Source organism: Streptomyces sp. NPDC092370 (assembly GCF_044755265.1).
Taxonomy (GTDB): domain Bacteria; phylum Actinomycetota; class Actinomycetes; order Streptomycetales; family Streptomycetaceae; genus Streptomyces.
Genome location: NZ_JBIVQO010000008.1, coordinates 267,700 through 287,420, shown reverse-complemented (window position 1 = coordinate 287,420; position 19,721 = coordinate 267,700). Strand labels below are relative to the sequence as shown.

Genomic DNA, 19,721 nt, shown 5'->3' with positions numbered 1-19,721 from the left:
GTGCTGCTACCGTCACCTGACGTCACGACAGGGATGCACGACGTGAGGTGGACGCAGGTGGCAGCTAGCAGCTCGGGAATCGTGGCCGGGCTCACCGCCGCGGCCCTCGCCACGGTCGGATACCTCGCCCACCAGGCGGCCGAGACCGTCCCGGCCGGGCTGGGACGGTCGGCGCAGGCGGGCGCCACGCCGGCGGCCGGTGCGTCGAAGGCGCCCCGGAAGGACCCCGCCGCGCTGCCCGACGGCTCCGGCAAGGGCGCCCGGGTCGTGTACTCGCTGCGCGATGACCGGGTGTGGCTGGTCGCCGGGGACGGGACGGTCAGCCGCACGTTCAAGGTCGAGCCGAGCGCGGTGGATCCGGCGCCGGGCAGCTACTCGGTGACGTCCCGCTCGAACGCGGTCACCGGCTCCGACGGCGTCCCCGTCGAGCACGTGGTGCGCTTCGCCGCCGTGAACGGCGTGGTCATCGGCTTCAGTGCGGCCGTGGGCGGCCCCACCGCCCCCGCACCCGACCCGAAGGCCCGTACGGGTGGCATCCGTGAGTCCCGTGCGGACGGGAACGCGATGTGGACGTTCGCGACGATCGGCCGCACGGTCGTGGTCGTCCGCTAGGGCCTCCCCCGCGAGGGCTCTAAGCGGCTTCCCGGTGCACGGGGGCCTGCTCGGAGAGCTCCGGCTCGGGCGCGCGCGGGGGCGTGGAGACCAGTGCCGCCGCCTCGCCGGCCGCCAGCAGGTCCCGCATGGACACCCCGGCGACCGCGAACCGCTGCGGCTGCCCCTTACTCTCTGTAGCCGACATGGACGCCTCCCGAAGGGCCGGGGCAACATAGTTAGGTAGACCTAACTACGGACTGGATACCATGTGACCACGCACAAGACGCCGAACGCAACATCTTGCCGACGTCTTGTCGGAACGTTCATCGGATGACCGCACATCGCACTCAGGCGGCGAGCACGCTCAGGTCCGCCGCGGCCCAGCGTTCGCCCACGCCGGTGACCGTCATGTGCCGGACCTCGTCGGTCGTGTCACCCACCGCCCGGTGGATCACGACCTGGAGCCGGTCCTCGGTCAGCTCCTCGACCTTGCCCTCGCCCCACTCCACGACGACCACGGAGTCGGGCAACGAGACGTCGAGGTCCAGGTCCTCCATCTCGTCGAGACCGCCGGAGAGCCGGTAGGCGTCGACATGGACGAGCGGTGGCCCGTCCCCCAGGGAGGGATGCACCCGGGCGATCACGAAGGTCGGCGAGGTGACGGCTCCGCGGACGCCGAGCCCCTCGCCCAGGCCGCGGGTCAGCGTCGTCTTGCCCGCGCCGAGCTCCCCGCTGAGCATCACCAGATCACCCGCGCGGAGCAGTTTCGAGAGCCGGCGGCCCAGCTCTCGCATCTGCTCGGGGGACGTGACGACGGTCTGGACGGATCCGGGCTCAGCCGGGCTGTGCGGTGCTGCTGCTTCCATAGCCCTTCACGGTAGCCCCTGCGGGCACGGCACCCGCGCGGGTGAGCAGGTCGGCGAAGCGGTCGGTGACCACTTCCGGGTGTTCCAGCATCACCAGGTGCCCCGCGTCCGGCACCAGCACCAGTTCGGCCTCGGGGAGCAGATCGGCGATGGCCTCGCTGTGCTCACTCGGCGTGACGAGGTCCTGCACCCCGGCCAGGACGAGCACCGGCAGGTCCGCGAAGTGGACGAGCGCCTCGGTCTTGTCGTGGTCGTTGAACGCCGGGTAGTACTCGGCGACCACGTCGATCGGCGTGCTCTCGATCATCCGCTCGGCGAACCGGGCGACGGCCGGATCGACGTCCCGGGAGGCGAACGAGTACCGCTTGATGATCCCGGCGAACAGGTCGGCCGTCGCCCGGCGCCCCTTCTCCACGAGCTCGGCCCGCTGTCCCAGCGCCTTCAGCACCCCGGGCAGCACCCGCCGCACCACGTTGACCCCGGCGACGGGCAGGCCGTAGTTGACCTCGCCGAGCCGCCCCGAGGACGTCCCCACGAAGGCGACCCCGACCACCCGCTCGCGGATCAGCTCCGGGTACTGGTCGGCCAGCGCCATCACGGTCATGCCGCCCATGGAGTGCCCGACCAGCACCAGCGGGCCCTCGGGGGCTGCCGCGTCTATGACGGCCTTCAGGTCCCGGCCCAGCTGCTCGATGGTGATCGGCTCGTCGTCCCGCGTCTGCGCCACACCCCGCCCGGACCGGCCATGGCTGCGCTGGTCCCAGTGCACGGTCCGTACGACGCCCCGCAGGGCCGCCCGCTGGAAGTGCCAGGAGTCCTGGCTCAGGCAGTAGCCGTGGCTGAAGACGACGGTGACGGGCGCGGGGGACTTGCGGCCGAAGAGCCGGCGGCGGCGGGGGCCGATGGCCGCCGGGGCGGCCTCCTGGTCGATGTCGTCGACCTCGTAGTACAGCTCGGTGCCGTCGTCCGCGAACGCCTTGCCGGGCATGCCGCGCAACGAGCCGTACGGTCCCGCCGAGTCCAGGGCGAGCCGGGCTTTCTGGCGCATGCCCCGGCCGACCGTCATCCGCTCCAGGGCGACACCGGCGGCCGCGCCCGTGGCCACCACGCCTATCGCCACGCCGGCGAGACCGGTCGCCCGGCGCCAGCCTCCCGCCGCCCCCGCGGCGGAGGCCGCGACGGCCGCGGAGGCGACGTCGACGACGACCTCCGCACTGCTCTCGCTCACGTAACGCTCCTCTTCGCCGGGCTGCCGATCGGGTGACTCGTCGGGTCCGGTGATGCCGGTGTTGCCTGGGTGACCGTCGCTTCTCGCGTGACAGGTTCTCTGGACGAGTTACCCGTCCTGTTCCTCATTCACATAGACGCGAGGAACACGCGTTCCGATTCGGGTCACGATTTCGTAGGCGATGGTTCCGGCCGCCTGGGCCCAGTCCTCGGCGGTGGGCTCGCCGCGGCCCCCGGGGCCGAAGAGGACCGCCTCGGCCCCCGCGGCGGGCTCGTCGCCGCCCAGATCCACCACGAACTGGTCCATGGCGACCCGCCCGGCGATGGTGCGCCACTTGCCCTCGACCAGGACCGGCCCGGCCGAGGAGGCGTGCCGCGGGACGCCGTCCGCGTAGCCCAGCGGAACCAGGCCGAGAGTGGTCTCGCCGGGAGTCACGTACCCGTGTCCGTAGCTGACGCCGTGCCCGGCCGGTACGCGCTTGACCAGGGCCAGCGAGGCGGACAGCGTCATGACGGGGCGCAGTCCGAAGTCGGCCGGGGTGCCGAGCTCGGGGCTGGGCGAGATGCCGTAGGTGGCGATGCCGGTGCGGACCAGGTCGAAGTGGCTCTCGGGGAGCGTGAGGGTGGCCGGCGAGTTGGCGATGTGCCGGACCTCGGGCCGCACGCCCCGCTCCTCGGCGTACGCGACCATCTCGCGGAAGACGGCGAGCTGGGCGGCGATGGAGGGATGCCCGGGCTCGTCCGCGCAGGCGAAGTGCGACCACAGGCCCGTGACGCGCAGCAGCCCCTCGGCCTCGGCCCGCAGCGCCTCGCGGACCAGCGCTGCCCAGTCGTCCCCGGGCTGGCAGCCGTTGCGCCCGAGCCCCGTGTCCGCCTTCAACTGCACCCGGGCGGGCCGGCCGGCCCCCCTGGCCGCCTCGACGACCTCCTCCAGGGCCCACATGCCGCTGACGGACACGTCCAGCTCGGCCTCGATCGCCTCACGCCACGGTCCGCCGGGCGTCCACAGCCAGCACATGATGCGGCCCGGCAGTCCGGCGGCCCGCAGGGCCAGGGCCTCCTCGGGCGTGGCCGTGCCCAGCCAGGTCGCCCCCGCGGCCACGGCCGCCCGGGCACACGGCACAGCCCCGTGGCCGTATGCCTCGGACTTCACCACGGCCATCACGGCCGCGCCCGGCGCATGGGCACGCAGGGCCCGCACATTGGCCCGCAGGGCGGCCAGGTCGATCTCGGCACGGGCCCGCAGGAACGCGGTCCGCGGGGCTGTTCTCTCGCTCATCGCGCCCAGTGTCTCAGAGGGCTCCGTCGACGGTTCGGCTACGTCCCGGGCCGGCCGGCCCCGCACGAACACCCGGCCGCCCTTCCTGAGCACGCCCCCCGGCCTCGCGCGTCGCCCACGCTGAGATCGACGCGGCCATCGTGCCGACGGCGGTGCGGAGCGAGCCGTGGACACCGGGGAGCGCCTGCCCGCCGCTGAAGAAGCGGGAGTACGGCATGGGCGTGTCGTACAGCGTCGACCACAGCCTCACGGCCCTCGGTCCCCGGCCGGCGGCTCAGCCCAGCACGTTCCGCCAGGCCTGCGGAATGGCCGCCGCCACATCATGTGCCCCCACCGGCGCCCCGTCCGCCGCCAGCCTCCCGGCCAGCCCGTGCACATACGCCCCCACACTCCCGGCGTCCCTCGCGGACAGCCCCGCCGCCAGCAACGACCCGGCCAGCCCCGACAGCACGTCCCCGCTCCCGGCCGTGGCCAGCCACCCCGTGCCCGTCGGGTTCACCCGCACCGCCCCGCCCCCGGAGTCGGCCACCAAGGTCGTGGACCCCTTCAGCAACACGGTCGCCCCGTACCGCCGCGCCAGGTCCCGCACCGCGGTCAGCCGACCCCTTTCGACCTCCCCCCGCTCCACCCCCAGCAGCGCCGCCGCTTCGCCCGCATGCGGCGTCATGAGCGTCGGCGCCCGCCGCCCCCGAACGACCTCCGCGTCCGCCAGCCGCAACCCGTCCGCGTCGATCAGCACCGGCACCTCCGCCGCCAGCACCTCCGCCACCGTCGCCGCGTCGTCCCCGGCCCCCGGTCCGACGACCCACGCCTGCACCCGCCCGGCGTGCTTCGGCCCCTGATCCGACACCAGCGTCTCGGGGAACCGCGCGATGACCGCGTCCCCGGCCGGTCCGACGTACCGAACCGCCCCGGCCCCACCCCGCAGCGCGCCCGCGACGGCCAGCACGGCGGCCCCCGGGTAGCGCGCCGACCCGGCGGCGATGCCGACCACGCCCCGCCGGTACTTGTCGCTCTCCGCCCGCGGCACCGGCAGCAACCGGGCCGCGTCCCGGTGCTGCAACGCCTCCAGCTCCGCCTCGGCCGGCAGCTCCAGCCCGATGTCGACCAGGCGCACCGACCCCGCGTACTCGCGTGCGGGGTCGATCAGGAGCCCCGGCTTGTGCGTCCCGAAGGTGACGGTCAGATCGGCCCGGACCGCGATTCCGTGGACCTCCCCCGTGTCGGCGTCGACACCGCTCGGAAGATCGACGGCGACCACGGCCCCCCTCGACCGCCCCGCGGCTGCGGCCAACGGCACGGCGTCCGGCCGCAGCCCGCCTTTCCCGCCGATCCCGACGATGCCGTCGACGACGAGGTCCGCGCCCTCGGCCAGCGGCTCGCCCTCACCGGCCCCGACGGCCCGCCCCCCGGCCCGCCGCAACGCCGCGAGTCCCGCCGTGTGTGCCCGGTCCGGGGCGAGCAGCACGGCCGTGACCCCGGCCCCCCGACGAGCCAGCCGGGCCCCGGCGAACAGGGCGTCGCCCCCGTTGTCGCCGCTGCCGACCAGCAGCACGACCCTGCTGCCGTACACCCGCCCCAGCAGGTCGGCGCAGGCCGCGGCGAGCCCGGCGGCGGCACGTTGCATCAGCGCCCCCTCCGGCAGCCGCGCCATCAGCTCCCGTTCGGCGTTCCGGACCGTCTCCACGCTGTACGCAGTACGCATGCGGTGGAGTTTCCCGTACGGCCGCCGGGCCACTCCCCCTCACACGCACCTCCCGCATCTCCCCCCTCTGCGAACCGTGTCGCATCCATTGACGCCTTGCCGCCCCTTTGCCAGACTCCCGGCCGCGCAGAAAGCGCTTGCACACTCCCCCACACCCGACGAAACCGAGGCCCCCCATGGGACGCAGAGCCGCATTACTGGCCGCCGCCGGTGCCACCGCCCTCCTCACCGCGGCCGGCACCCTGACCGCCCCCGCCACGGCCGCCCCCACGCGAGCACTGGCCTGCGGAGACGGCTCCTACCAGGCCGAGGCCGTGCAGAGCGGCGGCAACTGGACCGCCCGGCGCGGCGGCAGCACGGTCTACACCGGAACCGACATGCGCGCGGCCGTCCAGGCGGCCGTCAACAGCCTCAGCGCCGGGCGCACGTCAAAGGAACGGGTCGTGGTCCGCGGCTCGGGTTCCGTCTCGGCGGGCTCGCGCATCTCCCTGCCGAGCTACACGATCCTCGACGTCTGCGGCACGATCAACGTCACCGGCAGCGGCTCGGGCGACCAGGCGCCGGTCTACTCGCGCGGCACCCGCGACGTGGAGGTCCAGAACCTCAAGCTCACCGGCACCCCGCTGTACGGCATCTTCCTGCGCAACGTCCAGAACGTGGTGCTGGGCCAGATCGACATGCGCCTCTCACGCGGCCTGGGCGTCCGCATCGACAACCGGGGCGACACCAGCCAGTGGACGCGCAACGTCCGCATCGACAACGTCTACGTCTCCGGCGCGTCCAGCCACGCGGTGGAGACCTACGGCGTCGACGGCATCACCATCGGCACGGTCACCGCACGCAACGTGGGCGAGTCCGGTCTGCTGCTCAACCAGACCGTCAACGCCACCGTCACCAAGGTCGACGCGGAGAACGCGGGCACCGGCACCGGTTACGCCGCCTTCCGCATGGCCAACCGCAACGGCCGGGTCGGCAGCGGCTACCCCACCAACATCCGCGTCGGCGAGGTCATCGCGCGCGGCGGCGGGCGCGGGGTGTTCTGCGTCTCGGAGAGCGGCGGGGCCGTCATCGACAGGGTGACGCTCTCGAACACGGGCAACAACTCGGTCCTGATCGAGAACTGCTACAACGTCAGCCTCGCGACGCAAAGGGGCACGGTCACCGGCGGCGGTGAACTGCGGCTTGCCGCCCGCTCGGAGTTCCCGAACAACAAGGACATCACCATCCAGAACCTGACGGTCACCAACTCGGCCATCAGGGAGAGCCCGTGTGGCGAGAACACGACGTTCCGCAACATCACGCGGGTGAACAGCAGCCAGTCGATCTGCTGACTCGGCTCCCCGCAGCCTCCGCCGCCACACCCGGCGGGGGCTTCGGGGCCTTCTCCTCAGGGACCGCACCGCGGGCGTATGCTCGAACCGTGTTTTGAACTCGTTCAAAACGGGGAGCGGTGAAGCATGACCGGTTCGGCAGCACTCAACGAAGCAGACAGCCCCGCCACCGCCTTGGGCCCCACCGCCCTGATCCTCGGCGCCTTCTCGGCCGTGACCGCGTGGGCGTTCCTGATCCCCTTCTCGCTGCTGGCCGGCGCGCTCGCGGTGACCTTCGGGGCGATGGGTGTCCACTACGCCCGCAAGGGCACGGGCCGGCTCTGGTCGGCGGCGGCGGGTGCGACCCTGGGCACCGTCGGCGTCATCGGCACGGCGACGCTCGTCTGGGCCATGTCCTGACGCGCCCCGGGCCGCTCCTCAGCCCTCGGCGATCACGACGGCGGAGGCCACGCCCGCGTCGTGACTCAGCGACACATGCCAGGACCGCACCCCGAGTTCGGCGGCCCGGGCGGCGACGGTACCGCTCACCCGCAGCCGGGGCTGCCCACTGTCCTCGACACACACCTCGGCGTCGGTCCAGAGCAGCCCGGCCGGAGCGCCGAGCGCCTTGGCCAGGGCCTCCTTGGCCGCGAACCGCGCGGCAAGGGAGGCCACCCCTCGCCGCTCCCCGCTGGGCAGCAACAGCTCCCGCTCCACGAACAGCCGCTCGGCCAGCGCGGGCGTACGCTCCAGCGACGCCGCGAACCGCTCGATCTCGGCGACGTCGATTCCGACCCCGATGATGCTCATCCGGGCACTCTACGGGCCCTCCGACACCTGCGGACCGCTCACCGGCGACCAGGTCGACTCAAGCCCGTTCAGGACCGGCCCCCGGAACCTCCGGGTCCTCGACGAACAGGTCCTCCGCGCGCGCGACGGTGCGGGAACGCTCCAGCCACGCATCGAGACGCTCCAGGTCCTTGCAGGTCGTGACACGTTCGCGTACGAAGTCCGGTACGGGGATACCGCGCACCTCCAGAACGTACAGGACGCCCTTGGCCTCCCCCTCGGCCTTGCCTTCCGCCTTGCCTTCTGCCTTGCCTTCGAGGTAGGCCGTCTCGCGGACCGTCCCCCGGCCGGGGAAGTAGTTGACGAACGACATGATTTCCTTCAGTTTCTTTCCGGCTGGGCTGTCGCCCAGGCTGATTTCCAGGAAGTCGTAGAAGTAGTCGGCGGTTTCAGGGTCCGTTTTGCGCGTCTCATGAAGGGCGGTCGTCAGCGCATTCAGTATGGCGTCGGAGTCGGCACTGCGGGCGTGCGCCAGGGCCGAAAGCACGGCCAGCGCGAGGTTCTTCGCCGCGGTCCGGGTGTCCGTGATCACCGGCAGGTTCTCCGGCCCGACGACCAGCGGGTGGGTTCGCTGTGCCGTCCACCCCCGCGTGCCGCAGTCGAAGGGACCGGCCGCCCACTTGGCTGTGGCTCTGTCCTGGCAGACCACGAGAAGCAGGACGGGCAGGCCGTACTTCGCCTGGAGAAAGGCGACGTAGTACGCCCAGCTCCGCTCCTTGCCGGCGACCTTGCCCGACTGCGACTCGATCGCGAGCAGAAAGTCCTCGCCATCGGACGGGCCGATGCGCAGCACGGTGTCCACACGCCGCTCCAACGGCCGGGCCTCCGTCACGTCGGTCGTGACAGCGTCCACGGTCGCCTTCGCGGATAACGGGACACCCAGCACCCCGAACACGGGAGCCAGGATCTCGGGCCGCTCCTGAAAGATGCGATGCATGCCCTCGTGAGCTGATGTGACCATGTGTGCACCGGGAAAACGTTCACGCAGCCGGAGTCAGCTCGCACCACACGTACTTGCCCCGGTTGCCGTCTCTCGTCAGCGGCTGCCAGCCCCACAGGTCGGAACACGCCCGGACCAGCGCGAGTCCCCGCCCCTCCTCGGAGTCGGCGGCCCGCTCGAACGACCCTGGCGGCCCGGGTGGCTCCGGGTCGGCGTCCCACGCCCCGATGCGCAGCACCCCGGCCGACCATCGCACGCGCAGGGCGGCGGGCCCCTTGGTGTGACGTACGGCGTTGGAGACCAGCTCGGCCGCCAGCAGCTCGGCTACGTCACCCAGGCGGATCAGCCCGTGCATCGTGAGGATCAGGCGGAGAGTACGGCGACTGACCGTGACGGCACGCAGGTCGTTCGGGATGTACAGGGTGTACTCCCAGGGCCCGTCGGACTCGCATTCAGGCATGCGTGAACTCCCGTTCCAGAGTGGAGGGTTGAGGTCATGAGGGGCGGTGTCATTGCCGCAGCCGTCACGGCAGGACGGGGCGGTGCGCTTCCGGAATCCCCGGCAATCCGCAGCGTGTGCGTCGCATCACGGACAGTAGGTCTTACTGTTTAAGTTCTGCAAGCCGATCGCATACCCTGACACCCGAACGAGTCGCGCTGACAGGCGCATTGGGAGGCAAGCGATGGCACTGAGGAGCGAGCCAACCGCGCGACAGATGCGCCTGGCCCTCGAACTGCGAAGACTCCGCGACGCAGCGGGTCTCACAGCCCGCGAGGCGGCGGCCCTACTCGGGGTCAGCGCCCCGCAGATCAGCCAGATCGAGGCCGGCCTCGCCGGGGTGAGCGCGAAGCGCCTGCGCCGCCTGGCGGCCCACTACGTGTGCACGGACGAGGTGTTCATCGACGCTCTGGTTGCGGTGGCAACCGATCGGACACGCGGTTGGTGGGAGGACTACCGGGGGCTGCTGCCCACACCCTTCCTCGCCCTCGCCGAGTTGGAGCACCACGCCACCTTCCTACGGGAGGCGCAGTTCCTGTACATCCCAGGTCCGCTCCAGACCGAGGCCTACGCTCGCGCCGTCTTCGCCTACAGGATCCCCGAACTCCCGGAGGATGAAGTCGAGTTGCGCGTCCGGCACCGGATGCAGCGCAAGGTGATCCTCAACGGCCCTGCTCCCAAGCCTTACGAAGCCGTCATTCACGAGGCGGCCTTGCGCATCATGGTCAGTGACCGCGCCACCTCACGAGCCCAACTCGTTCACTTGCTCGAACTCTCCGAAGCGGACGACGTGACCGTGCGCGTCATCCCCTTCGACTTGGAGGACTTCGCCGGAGCCGCGAGCGCCATGACGTACGCAGGCGGCGCCGTCCCCAAGCTCGACACAGTCGTACGTGACGGGCCGCAAGGCGCCGCCTTCATCGACTCCGAAGCCCAGCTCGCCGCCTTTCGAACGCTCTTCCGTAAAGTGGAGTCGGTGTCGCTCGACGCCGAGCGGTCCCGCGAATTCATCCACAGGCTGGCTAAGGAGCTGTGAGGCGCCCTATGGACACCACCGGCAACTGGCGAAAGTCATCCTATTCAGGGCCTGGCGACGGCGACTCCTGCGTGGAGATCGCCCCGGCCCCCACCCACATAGCCATCCGCGACTCAAAAACCCCGGCCAGAGCGACTGTCACCGTCCCGACCGGTGCCTTCACCGCCTTCGTCGACGCCCTCAAGGCCGACTACTCCACCGTCACCGACTTCGCCAGGTTCCGAGGCTGATCCACCTCGTTGCCCCGGGCCGTGGCCAGCTCACAGGCGAACACCTGCAACGGCACGGTCGCCACCATCGGCTGAAGCAGCGTCGGCGTGACCGGGATCCGGATCAGATGGTCGGCGTACGGCACCACCGCCTCGTCGCCCTCCTCCGCGATCACGATCGTCCGCGCGCCCCGGGCCCGGATCTCCTGGATGTTGGAAACGATCTTGTCGTGCAGCACCGACCGCCCGCGCGGCGACGGCACCACCACGACCACCGGCAGGTCCTCCTCGATCAGGGCGATCGGCCCGTGCTTCAACTCCCCCGCCGCGAACCCCTCGGCGTGCATGTACGCCAGTTCCTTCAGCTTCAGCGCGCCCTCCAGCGCCACGGGGTAGCCGACGTGCCGCCCCAGGAACAGCACGGTGTCCTTCGAGGCGAGCGAGCGCGCCAGCTCCCGTACGGGCTCCATGGTCCCGAGCACCTGCTCCACCGCACCGGCGATCGACGACAGGTCGCGGACCACCGCCCGGATCTCGTCGCCCCACTTGGTGCCCCGGACCTGGCCCAGATACAGGGCGACCAGGTAACAGGCCACCAGCTGCGTCAGGAACGCCTTGGTCGAGGCGACGGCCACCTCCGGCCCGGCGTGCGTGTACAGCGCCGCGTCCGACTCACGGGGAATCGTCGAACCGTTGGTGTTGCAAATCGCCAGCACCCTGGAGCCCTGCTCGCGGGCGTGCCGCAGCGCCATCAGCGTGTCCATGGTCTCGCCGGACTGGGAGATGGCGATGACGAGCGTCTGCGCGTCCAGGATCGGGTCCCGGTAGCGGAACTCGCTCGCCAGCTCCACCTCGCACGGCAGCCGCGTCCAGTGCTCGATCGCGTACTTGGCGATCATCCCGGCGTGGAAGGCCGTACCACAGGCGATGATGACGACCTTGTCGATCTCCCGCAGCACCCGCGGGGGAATCCGCACCTCGTCCAGGGTCAGTGAACCGGACCCGTCGATACGGCCCAGGAGCGTGTCGGCGACCGCCTTGGGCTGCTCGGCGATCTCCTTGAGCATGAAGTAGTCGTAGCCGCCCTTCTCGGCGGCCGACGCGTCCCAGTCGACGTGGTATGAGCGCACGTCGGCGGAGCGGCCGTCGAAGCCCGTGACCGTCACGCCGTCCCGGCGCAGCTCCACCACCTGGTCCTGGCCGAGCTCGATCGCGGAGCGCGTGTGGGCGATGAACGCGGCGACGTCCGAGGCGAGGAAGGCCTCGCCCTCACCCACGCCGACCACCAGGGGCGAGTTCCGCCGGGCGCCCACCACCACGTCCGGCTCGTCGGCGTGCACGGCGACCAGCGTGAAAGCGCCCTCCAGCCGCCGGCACACCAGCCGCATCGCCTCGGCGAGGTCCGCGCAGGAGGAGAACTCCTCGGCGAGCAGGTGGGCGACGACCTCGGTGTCCGTCTCCGAGGCCAGGTCGTGGCCGCGCTCCGCGAGCTCGGCCCGCAGTGGGGCGAAGTTCTCGATGATGCCGTTGTGCACCACCGCGACCCGTCCCGCGTTGTCGATGTGCGGGTGGGCGTTGGAGTCCGTCGGCCCGCCGTGCGTGGCCCAGCGGGTGTGCCCGATGCCCGTCGCGCCGGTCGGCAGCGGCCTGCCCTCCAGTTCCTTCTCCAGGTTGAGGAGCTTGCCGGCCCTCTTGGCCGTCGCCAGCCCGCCGTCGGCCAGGACGGCGACACCCGCCGAGTCGTACCCCCGGTACTCCAGCCGCTTCAGCCCGGCCATCACGACATCGAGCGCGGACTGCGGCCCCACGTATCCCACGATTCCACACATGGGCGGCAGCTTAGGGGCGATTCCCGCGCCGAACCGGCCGAAGCGTGCCCGGAATCGGAAATTCCCACCGGGGTACGAACCCCTCAGCCCGCGAGAGGCCCGGCCGGTTTCCGCCTTCCCGGGGCGAGAGAAGAGCCCGCGTGACGGATCCCACCTCACCATCCGTTCGTACGCCCGTCACAATGGACTGTGATCTCTCCGGTCTCCTCGATGCCCCGGAGCGCCCACCGGCCCCGCCCGGAGGCGACTCCCTACGTCGACCTCACCCGAGCCGAGTGGAGCGCGTTGCGTGACAAGACGCCGCTGCCACTGACGGCCGAGGAGGTCGAGAAGCTGCGCGGTCTCGGCGACGTGATCGACCTCGACGAGGTGCGGGACATCTACCTCCCGCTGTCCCGGCTTCTCAACCTCTACGTCGGCGCCACCGACGGCCTGAGAGGAGCGCTGAACACCTTCCTGGGCGAAAAGGGCTCCCAGTCGGGCACCCCGTTCGTCATAGGCGTGGCCGGCTCGGTCGCCGTGGGCAAGTCGACGGTCGCCCGCCTCCTCCAGGCGCTGCTCTCGCGCTGGCCCGAGCACCCACGCGTCGAGCTGGTCACCACCGACGGCTTCCTGCTGCCCACCCGGGAGCTCCAGGCCCGCGGCCTGATGTCCCGCAAGGGCTTCCCGGAGTCATACGACCGCCGCGCCCTGACCCGTTTCGTCGCCGACATCAAGGCCGGCAAGGACGAGGTCACCGCGCCCGTCTACTCCCACCTGATCTACGACATCGTCCCGGACAAGAGGCTCACGGTCCGCCGCCCCGACATCCTGATCGTCGAGGGCCTGAACGTCCTCCAGCCGGCCCTGCCCGGCAAGGACGGCCGCACCCGCGTCGGTCTCGCCGACTACTTCGACTTCAGCGTGTACGTCGACGCCCGCGTCGAGGACATCGAGACCTGGTACCTCAGCCGCTTCCGCAAGCTGCGTGCGACCGCCTTCCAGAACCCGTCCTCGTACTTCCGCAAGTACACCCAGGTCTCGGAGGAGGAGGCCCTGGACTACGCCCGGACGATGTGGCGCACCATCAACCGGCCCAACCTGGTGGAGAACATCGCCCCCACCCGGGGCCGCGCCACCCTCGTCGTGCGCAAGGGCCCGGACCACAAGGTGCAGCGGCTCAGCCTGCGCAAGTTGTGACGTCCGGAGAAAAGCGGGTTGGATGAGCGCCATGCTCCATCTGCGTCTGATCACACCGTCCGGGAAGACCGACGAGGTGCTGCGGCTCATCGGCAAGACGGTCGGTACCACCCACCTCGTCGTGCTGCCGGGCGCCGCCCGCGACCCCGCGGGGGACGTGGTGATGTGCGACGTGGCACGAGAGGCGGGTGACGAACTGCTCGCCAGGCTGCGGGACGTGGGGATCGACACGGATGGTTCGATCGCCGTCGAGGCCATCGACCTGTCCCTGTCGGAGCGGGCCGACCAGGCCGAGGCGGACGCCCCGGGCGAGGGCGCGGACGCCGTGCTCTGGGAGCAGCTGACCGAGGCGACCCACGAGGAGTCGACCCTCTCGGCCACCTACCTGGCCTTCATCACGCTCGCCACGCTGATCGCGGCCTGCGGTGTGGTCCTGGACAACGCGATCCTGATCGTGGGCGCCATGGCGGTGGGCCCCGAGTTCGGCCCCCTCGCCGGCCTCAGCACCGCGATCGTGCGCCACCGGCCGCGCCTCGCGCTGCGCTCACTGATCGCCCTGCTGGCGGGCTTCGCTGCGGCGATGGCGGCGACGGTCGGCTTCAGCCTCTTCATGGACGCGGTCGGCCTGTTCACCGAGGCCCGGCTGGAAGCCGACCGGCCCAACACGGGCTTCATCTACGCCCCCGACCTGCTGTCCTTCGTCGTGGCGGTCCTCGCCGGAATCGCCGGAACCCTCTCCCTGACCTCCGCCAAGTCGGGCGCCCTGGTCGGGGTGGCCATCTCGGTGACCACGATCCCGGCCGCCGCGAACGCGGCGGTGGCCCTGAGCTACGGCGACATGGGTCAGACCTGGGGCTCCACCCAGCAGCTCCTGCTGAACCTGCTGGGCATCATCCTGGCCGGGACGCTGACCCTGCTGGCGCAGAAGTGGTTCTGGGGGAAGCAACGCCGGCGGCTCTAGAAAGGGACCGGGGGCAGCGCCCTCAGGGGCGCGGGGCCGTGTCCACGGGCGGCTCCGCCGCGTGGCGCGACGAGCCACGAGCAACCCGCGGCCCGCAGACGATCGCAGCCCCCGCCGCTTTCCCTAACCGAGCGCGGACTTCACCTCGTCGGCGAGCCGCCCCGCGACAGACCGGGCCTGCTCGATATCGGCCGCCTCGACCATCACGCGCACCAACGGCTCGGTCCCGGAGGGCCGAAGCAGCACCCGCCCGGTCGCCCCCAGCTCCCGCTCCGCGTCCGCGACGGCCGTCGCGAGCTCCGCGGACGTCCCCACCCGGGACCTGTCGACGTCCGGCACATTGATCAGCACCTGCGGCAACCGCTCCATGACCCCGGCGAGTTCGCGCAGCGTACGCCCGCTCTCGGCGACCCGGGCCGCCAGCAGCAGCCCGGTCAGCGTTCCGTCCCCGGTCGTCGCGTGGTCGAGGATGATGACGTGCCCGGACTGTTCGCCCCCGAGGGCGAATCCGTGCTCCTTCATCTCCTCCAGCACGTACCGGTCGCCGACGGCGGTCTGCACCAGCCGGATGCCCTCGCGCTCCATGGCCAGCTTGAACCCGAGGTTGGACATCACGGTGGCCACGACCGTCTCGGACCGCAGCGCGGAGCGCTCCCGCATCGCCAGGGCGAGCACGGCGAGGATCTGGTCCCCGTCGACCTCCTCGCCGGTGTGGTCGACGGCGAGGCACCGGTCGGCGTCCCCGTCGTGCGCGATGCCCAGATCGGCTCCGTGCTCGAGGACGGCGGCCTTGATCTTGTCCAGGTGCGTCGAACCGCACCCGTCGTTGATGTTGAGCCCGTCCGGCTCCGCCCCGATGGTGACGACGTCGGCACCGGCCCGCTGGAACGCCTCGGGCGAGACCCGGGAGGCGGCGCCGTGCGCCTCGTCGAGGACGACCTTCAGCCCGTCGAGCCGGTTCGGCAGGGCACCCAGCAGATGCGCGATGTACCGGTCGAAGCCCTCGTCGTACTCGCGTACGCGGCCCACGCCGGAGCCGGTCGGGCGGTCCCACGGGGCGCCGGTGCGGTGCTCCTCGTAGACGGACTCGATCCGGTCCTCCAGCTCGTCGGCGAGCTTGTGCCCACCGCGGGCGAAGAACTTGATGCCGTTGTCGGGCATGGCGTTGTGGCTCGCGGAGAGCATCACACCGAGGTCGGCACCGAGTTCTCCGGTCAGATACGCCACGGCGGGCGTCGGCAGCACGCCGACCCGCAGGACGTCCAAGCCCGCGCTGGCGAGGCCCGCGACGACGGCGGCTTCCAGGAACTCCCCGGACGCACGGGGGTCACGCCCGACCACGGCGCTCGGCCGGTGTCCTTCGAACGTGCCCGCCTCGGCCAGTACGTGTGCCGCGGCCACGGAGAGGCCGAGGGCCATCTCCGCCGTCAGATCCGCGTTGGCGACACCGCGCACGCCGTCCGTGCCGAAGAGTCGTCCCACAGTGGTGTCCTCCGAATTGCTGAAGAGAATGCGGCTCACACCCCCAGTACATCCCTTGAGCCTGTCCGGGAACTGTAGGGGTTGTGTAAACGAACCGCCCCGGCAGCACGTCCGTGCCGCCGGGGCGATCGTTGCGAAGCCAGTCGCAAGGACAGGCGACGCGATTAGCGCTTGCTGTACTGCGGAGCCTTGCGGGCCTTCTTCAGACCGGCCTTCTTGCGCTCGACCGCACGGTCGTCGCGCTTGAGGAAGCCGGCCTTCTTCAGCGGACCGCGGTTGTTGTCGACGTCCGCCTCGTTCAGCGCACGGGCGACACCGAGACGGAGCGCACCGGCCTGACCGGAGACACCGCCACCGGCGATGCGGGCGATGACGTCGTAGCGGCCCTCGAGCTCGAGAACCTTGAACGGCTCGTTGACTTCCTGCTGGTGCACCTTGTTCGGGAAGTAGTCCTCGAGGGTGCGACCGTTGATCTTCCACTTGCCGGTGCCCGGGACGATCCGGACGCGGGCGATGGCGTTCTTGCGACGGCCCAGGCCGGCGGCCGGCTGGGGCTCGCCGAAGCGGGAGGCCATGGACTCCGAGGTGTACTCGCCCTCGACGGGCACCTCGGACTCGGTGGTGTAGCTGTCGATGTCAAGCTCTTCGAGCGGCTGCTCGGCAGTGGTCTCGGCCACGATTCTCCTCAGATTCTGTTCAGTCTTAGGGGGTGGCCGGACTTACTGCGCGACCTGGGTGATCTCGTACGGCTGCGGCTGCTGCGCGCCGTGCGGGTGCTGGTCACCCTTGTAGACCTTCAGCTTCGAGAGCATCTGACGGCCCAGCGTGTTCTTGGGAAGCATGCCCTTGACGGCCTTCTCGATGGCCTTCTCGGGGTTCTTGTCGAGCAGCTCGTCGTAACGGACGGAGCGCAGACCACCCGGGTAGCCGGAGTGGCGGTACGCCATCTTCTGGGTCCGCTTGTTGCCGGAAAGGTGCACCTTGTCGGCGTTGATGATGATGACGAAGTCACCAGCGTCGACGTGCGGCGCGTAGATCGGCTTGTGCTTGCCCCGGAGGAGCGTCGCGGCAGTGGTGGCGAGACGACCCAGGACAACGTCCTGAGCGTCGATGACGTGCCACTGGCGCGTCACATCGCCGGGCTTGGGGCTGTACGTACGCACGGTTCGTAGCCTTCGCTTCGAGTGAATGGTCCATAACTGGTCACCGAAACGATCACGACAGCCTGGACCGCACTGCGGCGACGCATACCGCGTACGTGGGGTCGCTGGTCATCGGCCCGGTGGACCGGTGTAAGGGCCCGTCCCGTGAGAATGAGCAAGCCAATACACAACGAACAAGCAGAATACCGGGGTACACCACAAGGGTCAAAACGCGGTATCACCGCAGCCGCTCGGTCACCGAAACATACAGGACGGCACAGACCGTGACGGCCTTCCGCAGCGTCCTGCGCCGCACCGGCCGGACCCAGGGGACGACCGGGGAGAGCAGCACGTCGACGGCGGCCCCGGCGCACCACCGGACCACGGAACGGCCACCGCGCGGACGACCGAACCCCCGCAGCACACCCACCACGACCGACGGCCACACCCCGGCCGCGAGGCCCTGCCACGACGGCGGAAACACCAGCAGCACCACGGCCGGCAGCAGTCGCCCCAACCACCCGGAGATGTCGCCTTTGCCCGTGTGCATGGGAGGAACGCTAAGGGCTGGAGAACCGATCCGGGCGGACCAGCACACCCCTTGCCCCGTCTAAGATGCGGCCCATGAGCTACGGGCAGCAGGGGGGACCTCCGTCCCAGTGGGATCCCTGGAAACCACAATCGCAGCAGCCCTGGACCAGCGGGGGCGGCCAGTCTCCGGACTGGGCGGCGCTCGCCGAGGCCTCCGAGGCCCGCAACAAGCGACGCCGGCTGCTGCTGATCGGCGGCGGCGCGTTCGCCACCGTCGCGGTCGGCACCGCTGTCGCGGTGGCCGTCGTCTCGGCGGGCGGCGACAACAAGGGCACCCCGACCTCCCTGCCGTCGGCCGACATCCCGAGCCAGTCCGCCTCGGCCCCGTCGTTCGCCCCGACCAGCGCCCCTCCCCCGCTGGACCCGAAGGACTTCATCGACAGCGCGAAGAAGGACAAGGCCCCGCTCAGTCCGGCCACCCTCTTCCCGGGCACCCAGCTCACCATGGGTGAGACGGTCTACAAGAAGGGCCCCACGGCGGACACGAGGAACTGCGCCTCGGCGGCCGGAGGCACCCTCCCCAAGGTCGTCACCGCCCATGGCTGCACGCGCCTGATGCGCGTGACCTACGTCAAGGACGGCATCGCGGTGACGGTCGGAGTGGCGGTCTTCGACACCGAGGCACAGGCCCTCAAGGCCAAGGGCCAGACCGACAAGAGGAGCTTCGTCAAGTCGCTCTCCGGCGGCGGCGTCAAGCCCTTCTGCGAATCGGGTTTCTGCCGCACGACCAGCAACTCCTACGGCCGCTACGCCTACTTCACCAACGCCGGCTTCACCAACGGCAAGGACGTGACGCCCAAGGACACCGCGGTCTACAAGACCGGGGACGACCTGGCCCAGTTCACGTTCAACCAGATCCGCCGCCGGGGCGAGGCCCAGGCCTCGGCCGCGGCCGAGGGGTGACCGCCCGCCGCCGCGGGCCGGTCACAGCCTCTTCGCGCTGCGCAGCGTCTTGGCGTAGTAGCCGTTGCCGTCGAGCCGGGACACTCCGCCGACATCACCGATGGTCGGTCCGTTGACCTCCTCGCGGCTGGAGACGAAGAGCAGGTGGCCCTCGGTGTCGTAGCCGAGCACCATGCCGACGTGGTCCAGGCGCTCCTTGGTCCGGGTGTCGAGCTTGAAGAAGACGAGGTCCCCGGGCTGGAGCTGGTCGATACCGGTGGGCCGGTCCTTGGGCGATATGCCGCTGAGCGGCAGGATGTCGGCACCCTGCTTGGAGCGGGCCATGCCGTTGGCGGTGCGCGGCAGGCCGTCGCCCGAGGTGTCCGAGGACATGAGCGGGTAGCGGGCGCGGTAGCCGAACATCATCCGCATGTAGCCCGAGCAGTCGATCGACCGGGCGCGCGCGGTCTCCGGCTGCCCGATCACGCCGTCCCGGAAGGGATACGGGACGCCGAGGTAGTCGTAGAAGTCGGACTGCTCCAGGCGCAGGTCGCCGCCCTCGTCCCCGCTCGTGTTGAGGGGGCCGAAGTTGGCGTCACCGGCGTAGACGGCGCCCTGCTCGTCCTTCTTCTCCTTGGCGCCCGCGACGTATTGGAAGGCGATGGCCAGGAGGTCGTCCTCCTTGCTGGCCTTGTACTCGGCGTACCAGTCCTTGAACCACTTCTGCTGGTCCGCCCCCTTCTTCCAGGGCTCGGGCATGAGGCGGACCCAGTCCGTCGTGGAGACCTTGGAGCTCGTCGACGAGGGCTCGGCGAAGGTGCGGGCCGGTCCGGCCAGGGTCGCGGTGCGCGCCCCGTCGGTGAACACCGCCTTGACCTGGCCGTCGGACCCGCGCAGCACGGAGCGGGCGGGGTTCTCCAGCCGGGACCAGCTCTCCCCGCCCTTGTCACGGGTCTGCGCCGCGCCGCCGGCCCGGTCCGAACCGTCCAGCACGCCGACGTTCGTGATCTCCGGGACGCCCTTGTCCTCCTGCTTGCGCAGCTCCACGGTGAGGTAGCCGGAGGTCGCGACGAGCCCCAGCACCACGAGGCCGGAGAGGACCGGCCTCGATTTCTTCTTCCCTGCCATGTGTTCTCTCCTG

General features: G+C 70.8%; 22 protein-coding genes. 8 read left to right on the top strand and 14 right to left on the bottom strand.

The annotated features are described in order from the left end of the window. Positions 1-57: 57 nt before the first annotated feature. Positions 58-612, top strand: a complete 555-nt coding sequence (locus ACIQHQ_RS24945) for a hypothetical protein (protein ID WP_402615176.1) — start codon at positions 58-60, stop codon at positions 610-612. A 19-nt stretch (positions 613-631) separates the two neighbouring features. On the opposite strand, the gene ACIQHQ_RS24940 is transcribed toward ACIQHQ_RS24945, so the two are convergent. The 5 genes from ACIQHQ_RS24940 to ACIQHQ_RS24920 form a co-directional block, all read right to left on the bottom strand. Next, the gene (locus ACIQHQ_RS24940) at positions 632-799 is read right to left on the bottom strand and encodes a hypothetical protein (protein ID WP_402615173.1); all 168 of its coding nucleotides are present in this window, start codon (positions 797-799) and stop codon (positions 632-634) included. A 142-nt stretch (positions 800-941) separates the two neighbouring features. Continuing rightward, positions 942-1,460, bottom strand: a complete 519-nt coding sequence (gene tsaE, locus ACIQHQ_RS24935; RefSeq protein WP_402615170.1) for a tRNA (adenosine(37)-N6)-threonylcarbamoyltransferase complex ATPase subunit type 1 TsaE — start codon at positions 1,458-1,460, stop codon at positions 942-944. Beyond that, positions 1,429-2,688, bottom strand: a complete 1,260-nt coding sequence (locus tag ACIQHQ_RS24930) for an alpha/beta fold hydrolase (RefSeq protein WP_402615167.1) — start codon at positions 2,686-2,688, stop codon at positions 1,429-1,431. The genes tsaE and ACIQHQ_RS24930 overlap by 32 nt, the downstream gene beginning before the upstream one ends. A 108-nt stretch (positions 2,689-2,796) precedes the next feature. Further along, positions 2,797-3,966, bottom strand: a complete 1,170-nt coding sequence (gene alr / locus ACIQHQ_RS24925) for an alanine racemase (protein WP_402615165.1) — start codon at positions 3,964-3,966, stop codon at positions 2,797-2,799. Between the two features lie 274 nt (positions 3,967-4,240). Continuing rightward, the gene (locus ACIQHQ_RS24920) at positions 4,241-5,671 is read right to left on the bottom strand and encodes an NAD(P)H-hydrate dehydratase (protein WP_402615162.1); all 1,431 of its coding nucleotides are present in this window, start codon (positions 5,669-5,671) and stop codon (positions 4,241-4,243) included. 176 nt (positions 5,672-5,847) lie between these two features. On the opposite strand from ACIQHQ_RS24920, the gene ACIQHQ_RS24915 reads away from it, so the two are divergent. Further along, positions 5,848-7,002 (top strand): hypothetical protein, encoded by a 1,155-nt coding sequence (locus tag ACIQHQ_RS24915; protein ID WP_402615160.1) that lies wholly within the window; start codon positions 5,848-5,850, stop codon positions 7,000-7,002. A gap of 126 nt (positions 7,003-7,128) precedes the next feature. After that, positions 7,129-7,401: a hypothetical protein gene (locus tag ACIQHQ_RS24910; RefSeq protein WP_402615157.1), complete on the top strand. Its 273-nt coding sequence runs from the start codon at positions 7,129-7,131 to the stop codon at positions 7,399-7,401. Positions 7,402-7,419: 18 nt separating this feature from the next. Here ACIQHQ_RS24910 and ACIQHQ_RS24905 read toward each other — a convergent pair whose 3' ends face one another. The 3 genes from ACIQHQ_RS24905 to ACIQHQ_RS24895 are packed head-to-tail and all read right to left on the bottom strand — an operon-like array spanning position 7,420 to position 9,230. Next, positions 7,420-7,791, bottom strand: a complete 372-nt coding sequence (locus ACIQHQ_RS24905; protein WP_402615155.1) for a holo-ACP synthase — start codon at positions 7,789-7,791, stop codon at positions 7,420-7,422. A 58-nt stretch (positions 7,792-7,849) separates the two neighbouring features. Further along, positions 7,850-8,767, bottom strand: coding sequence for a hypothetical protein (locus tag ACIQHQ_RS24900; RefSeq protein WP_402615152.1), 918 nt, complete (start codon positions 8,765-8,767; stop codon positions 7,850-7,852). 43 nt (positions 8,768-8,810) lie between these two features. Then, positions 8,811-9,230, bottom strand: coding sequence for an ATP-binding protein (locus ACIQHQ_RS24895; protein WP_402615149.1), 420 nt, complete (start codon positions 9,228-9,230; stop codon positions 8,811-8,813). 223 nt (positions 9,231-9,453) lie between these two features. Here ACIQHQ_RS24895 and ACIQHQ_RS24890 point away from each other — a divergent pair, with 223 nt between their 5' ends. Both ACIQHQ_RS24890 and ACIQHQ_RS24885 read left to right on the top strand, forming a co-directional pair. Beyond that, a complete protein-coding gene (locus ACIQHQ_RS24890) occupies positions 9,454-10,305 on the top strand; it encodes a helix-turn-helix domain-containing protein (protein ID WP_402615146.1) in 852 nt (283 codons plus the stop codon). Positions 10,306-10,313: 8 nt separating this feature from the next. Next, positions 10,314-10,535, top strand: coding sequence for a DUF397 domain-containing protein (locus ACIQHQ_RS24885; RefSeq protein WP_402615143.1), 222 nt, complete (start codon positions 10,314-10,316; stop codon positions 10,533-10,535). Here the strand turns inward: ACIQHQ_RS24885 and glmS are convergent. Further along, positions 10,496-12,343, bottom strand: coding sequence for a glutamine--fructose-6-phosphate transaminase (isomerizing) (gene glmS, locus ACIQHQ_RS24880; protein ID WP_402615141.1), 1,848 nt, complete (start codon positions 12,341-12,343; stop codon positions 10,496-10,498). The genes ACIQHQ_RS24885 and glmS overlap by 40 nt on opposite strands. A 210-nt stretch (positions 12,344-12,553) precedes the next feature. Between glmS and coaA the strand changes: the two genes are divergently transcribed. Continuing rightward, a complete protein-coding gene (gene coaA, locus ACIQHQ_RS24875) occupies positions 12,554-13,522 on the top strand; it encodes a type I pantothenate kinase (RefSeq protein WP_402615138.1) in 969 nt (322 codons plus the stop codon). A gap of 31 nt (positions 13,523-13,553) precedes the next feature. Beyond that, positions 13,554-14,483 (top strand): DUF389 domain-containing protein, encoded by a 930-nt coding sequence (locus ACIQHQ_RS24870; protein WP_402615356.1) that lies wholly within the window; start codon positions 13,554-13,556, stop codon positions 14,481-14,483. 123 nt (positions 14,484-14,606) lie between these two features. On the opposite strand, the gene glmM is transcribed toward ACIQHQ_RS24870, so the two are convergent. The 4 genes from glmM to ACIQHQ_RS24850 all read right to left on the bottom strand — a co-directional run bounded on the left by glmM (position 14,607) and on the right by ACIQHQ_RS24850 (position 17,657). Further along, positions 14,607-15,965 (bottom strand): phosphoglucosamine mutase, encoded by a 1,359-nt coding sequence (gene glmM, locus ACIQHQ_RS24865; protein ID WP_402615353.1) that lies wholly within the window; start codon positions 15,963-15,965, stop codon positions 14,607-14,609. Between the two features lie 164 nt (positions 15,966-16,129). Next, complete coding sequence (rpsI, locus tag ACIQHQ_RS24860; RefSeq protein WP_004927169.1) at positions 16,130-16,642, bottom strand: 30S ribosomal protein S9; 513 nt, start codon at positions 16,640-16,642, stop codon at positions 16,130-16,132. A gap of 42 nt (positions 16,643-16,684) precedes the next feature. Next, positions 16,685-17,128, bottom strand: a complete 444-nt coding sequence (gene rplM / locus ACIQHQ_RS24855; protein WP_010036634.1) for a 50S ribosomal protein L13 — start codon at positions 17,126-17,128, stop codon at positions 16,685-16,687. Positions 17,129-17,345: 217 nt separating this feature from the next. Then, complete coding sequence (locus tag ACIQHQ_RS24850) at positions 17,346-17,657, bottom strand: hypothetical protein (RefSeq protein WP_402615133.1); 312 nt, start codon at positions 17,655-17,657, stop codon at positions 17,346-17,348. 74 nt (positions 17,658-17,731) lie between these two features. Between ACIQHQ_RS24850 and ACIQHQ_RS24845 the strand changes: the two genes are divergently transcribed. Next, complete coding sequence (locus ACIQHQ_RS24845; protein ID WP_402615132.1) at positions 17,732-18,601, top strand: hypothetical protein; 870 nt, start codon at positions 17,732-17,734, stop codon at positions 18,599-18,601. 21 nt (positions 18,602-18,622) lie between these two features. Here the strand turns inward: ACIQHQ_RS24845 and ACIQHQ_RS24840 are convergent, their stop codons facing one another. Then, the gene (locus ACIQHQ_RS24840; protein WP_402615129.1) at positions 18,623-19,708 is read right to left on the bottom strand and encodes an NlpC/P60 family protein; all 1,086 of its coding nucleotides are present in this window, start codon (positions 19,706-19,708) and stop codon (positions 18,623-18,625) included. Between the last annotated feature and the right edge of the window lie 13 nt (positions 19,709-19,721).